This is a genomic window from Trueperaceae bacterium (assembly GCA_036381595.1).
In the GTDB taxonomy this organism is placed as follows: Bacteria; Deinococcota; Deinococci; order Deinococcales; family Trueperaceae; genus DASVCN01.
Genome location: DASVCN010000015.1, coordinates 1 through 3488, shown reverse-complemented (window position 1 = coordinate 3488; position 3488 = coordinate 1). Strand labels below are relative to the sequence as shown.

At 63.6% G+C, this 3488-nt stretch carries 3 protein-coding genes; 2 read left to right on the top strand and 1 reads right to left on the bottom strand.

The window, feature by feature from the left end; translation table 11 throughout:
* On the top strand, positions 1-255 hold a 255-nt coding region (locus VF168_04045; GenBank protein ID HEX7003339.1), incomplete at its 5' end, for a hypothetical protein.
* A 219-nt stretch (positions 256-474) separates the two neighbouring features.
* A complete protein-coding gene (locus tag VF168_04040; GenBank protein HEX7003338.1) occupies positions 475-1671 on the top strand; it encodes a Wadjet anti-phage system protein JetD domain-containing protein in 1197 nt (398 codons plus the stop codon).
* Between the two features lie 152 nt (positions 1672-1823).
* On the opposite strand, the gene VF168_04035 is transcribed toward VF168_04040, so the two are convergent.
* The coding region (locus VF168_04035) for a helicase-related protein (GenBank protein HEX7003337.1) at positions 1824-3488 on the bottom strand (1665 nt) is incomplete at its 5' end.

Genomic DNA, 3488 nt, shown 5'->3' with positions numbered 1-3488 from the left:
GCGTTCGGCCGAGGCTCCGACGACTCCGCCCGCTACGGACTGGAGTTGTTCGGCAGGCTTGGCCTGCAACTGCTCATCGTCACGCCCCTCCAGAAGATCCACGTCATCGAGCCGTTCGTGTCCAACGTGGGATTCGTGCAGAACCGTGACGGTCGCGAGTCGCTGCTCCGCAACCTGACGATCGAGGAGTACCGCAGCGAGCGCGCAAGGCACAACGAACAGTACGCTCACTCCCCAGTTCGACTCGCACAGTGATTCCGCGCAACTGCTCGCCCTCGACGCTTCCTCGCTGTCGGTTCGCGTCGTGACTCCAGCAACTATTCGCTCTCTTATCGTCTCGCCGTGATCGGTTAGTGTCGTGACCCCATCGCTCTTCTCCACGTCGCATTCGACTCGCCTCAGTGCCGTGACCCCACCGCGCTTCTCCACTTCGCGTTCGACTCGCCTCGCGATCGTCACTAAAGTCGGCTGACGGTGAGCGCATGGACCACCCCTGCCGACCTGCGTACTCAGGTCGAGCGACTCTGGCGGAGCGGCCGGATCCTGAGCAGCTGCCTGAGCAGGGAGGAACTCTTCCCGCGCAGGCTCACGCTCAAGGGACCCCGCGCGGGCGAGATCTTTGAACGGTTCGCCGAGGTCAGGGACTGGATCGCCAACCTTCAACGCGAGTGCGGCAATTATCGACTCGTTTTCAGCGAGCACAACAATCGCCTGCTGGGAACGAACGCGTTGCCGAGCGAGGTGTGGGTCGACGACACCCAAGCCGCCCTTCGCTTGGTCGGCAAGACTCGCCAAGCAGCGACGTTCGAGCAGCTGGTCGCGACGACACGTGCGGGACAGCCGGAACTGCTCGCCTGGCTGGAGAAGAGGCCCCTGGAGGCGCTCGAGCTGGCACCCGAGTGGCCCAGCTTGATGGCCACCGTCAAGTGGTTGCGCAGCAACCCGCGCCCGGACATCTACATACGACAGATCGACATCCAAGGGGTCGACACTAAGTTCATCGAGAAACGGAAGCGGGTACTGGCCGAACTGTTCGAGCTGGCGCTTCCACCGGATGCGGTCGATGACGAGTGGCGAGGCGCCGCCGGATTCGAAGCCCGCTACGGATTTAGGCGGAAGCCGACAAGACTTCGCTTCCGACTCCTCGACCCTGCCCTGTCCCCCCTCACTCCGGGAGTGATCGAAGAAGGCGGCGAACAGGCGGATCTCGACTTCACCCTGCCGGCTTCGGTCGTGAGCGAACTCAGGCTGCCGGTTGAACGAGTGTTCATCACCGAGAACGAGATAAACTTCCTCGCCTTCCCGGAGGTTCCCGGCAGCCTGGTCATCTTCGGCGGAGGATACGCCCTCGATTTACTGGCGGAGATCACTTGGCTCCGTGAGTGCGAAGTGCACTACTGGGGCGACATCGACACGCACGGTTTCGCCATCCTCGACAGATTGCGCTCCTACTTTCCAAGCACGAGGTCACTACTGATGGACCGCGAAACGTTCATGGCTCACGAAGGGAAGTGGGGTTCGGAGAAGACCCCCGTGAACCGAGATCTGCCGCGGCTGAACACTGGCGAGACAGAGCTGTACGACGACCTGAGATGCAACCGGCTGGGCGAGCGACTGCGGCTGGAACAGGAGTTGATCAGCTACACCGTTCTGCTGGCGGCGTTGCAGTGAACTTGACGACCAGTTGTCGAGGTACATGTTCTGCTCCTACCGGCCCGCGAAAGGGAGCGGCTATTTCCCAATGCTTGGATGAAGGACGGTCGACTAAACGGGAATCAAAGGAGCACTGTAAAACCGACGGCTAAGAGATTCGGTAATTGCCGCTAGTGACTGCCATAACTGGCCGAGACCTTACGGCTGCGTTCCACCTCCTCTACATCGATCCCGTCCTCCACGAACGCCTCCAACAGCAACTCCTCCGGCAGGTACTCGTCGAACTTCCCCTCGAGCGGAACGCTCCGGCCGGTAAGTTGCGAGCGAATCTCGTCCTTGGTCAGCGGTTTCTGCAGGACCTCGAGCAACTCCCCGTACGGCGCCCGAACCGACATATAGAACGGCGCCGACCTCGCCGTCGCCTTCTCTTCACCCAGCCGCGCCTTCAGGCCCAGCAGCAACGCCGCGAAGCCGGAGCTCCCTAGCCACGGCACCAGGTGTGAAGTCCCGTCGCTTCCCGGTAGGATCTGCCGTTGGGAGAGCTCTACCTCCCGCGCCAAGTCGCGTGCCTCCCGTAGGCGCTCCACTGCGGGCTCGTTCAGGTAGCCGGGTTCGAGCTCCTCGTCCAAGAGTTGCCGGATGCGCTCCATCACCCGGATGTGCACCCCTCCGCCGCCGCCAGTCCACGTCGTCCGGGCCTTGCCTCGGGTCCGCTGCACGAGGATCGAGTGCTTCTTCATGTCGACGTCCTTCACCCGCCAGGTCCGGCCGGCCAGTCGGAACACGGTGTCGACCGGAGGCGGGGACATCAGGGTTCCCACGTGCTCGCTGCCGGCGATCACGTCGTACTCGACGCTGTCGGCGAACGTCGCCAGGAAGTGCCAATCGTTCACCACCTTCTCCCCCGCCAGGCCGATCAACAGCCGCCGTCGCTCGGTCCACTGGAGGTGGTCTATCTCCAGCAGGTGAGTGAGCAGCCGCTTGTAACGGTCCCTGCCGACCTCTCGGAAGGGTGGCAGCGTGAGTACAAGGTCCGCAAGGTCGGCGGGCAGCAGTTCGCCGTGCTGCATCAGCACGCTCATCGTCTGGTGGTACAGCAGGCTGAAAGGGAGCCTGGGTGGCTCGATAGGCTCCACCCACTTCTCCTCCACGTACAGCTGCACCATGGCGATGGTCTTGAGCAGCAGCCAGGGCATCCGCTCGAGCGCCGAGGCGCTTGCAGCCGGCGGGTCCTCGACGCTGTAGAGACTCATGTCGCCCGGTTCACCGCGCCGGCCGGTCCGCCCGAGACGCTGCACGAACGAGCTGACGCTGTGTGGCGCCCCGAACTGCAGGACCCGCTCGAGCTGACCCAGGTCGATACCCAGCTCCAGCGTCACCGTCGCGACCGTGCAGGCCGGCCTCGCCTCCTCCCGCATCGCCTCCTCGGCGTCCAGCCGGTACTCCTTGCTGATGCTGCCGTGCTGCACGAAGTAGATGTCGGCCTGGCCGTCCCGCTCCGCTAGCTCTCGCAATCCTGCTCCGATGTCCTCGGCTTCCGAACGCGAGTTCACGAAAATCAGGCTCTTCCCCCGCCTGGTCCGACCGTACATGCTGAGGATGTGGGGCAGCGGCCCTTCCTGCGCGACATCCGGAGCGTCTTCCGGCTCCTCCTTTGGCTCGTCATCGGCCACCTGGTAGTGCTCGAGTGCGATTCGCACCCGCCGTGTACGGCCCTCGTCTATCACCCCGACCGGTCGATCGCTTCCTCCCGCCAGCCACTCCTTCGCAAGCTCATAGTCGCCCAGTGTCGCCGACAAGCCGATACGTCGGGGACTTATCCCCAGCAGCCTCTC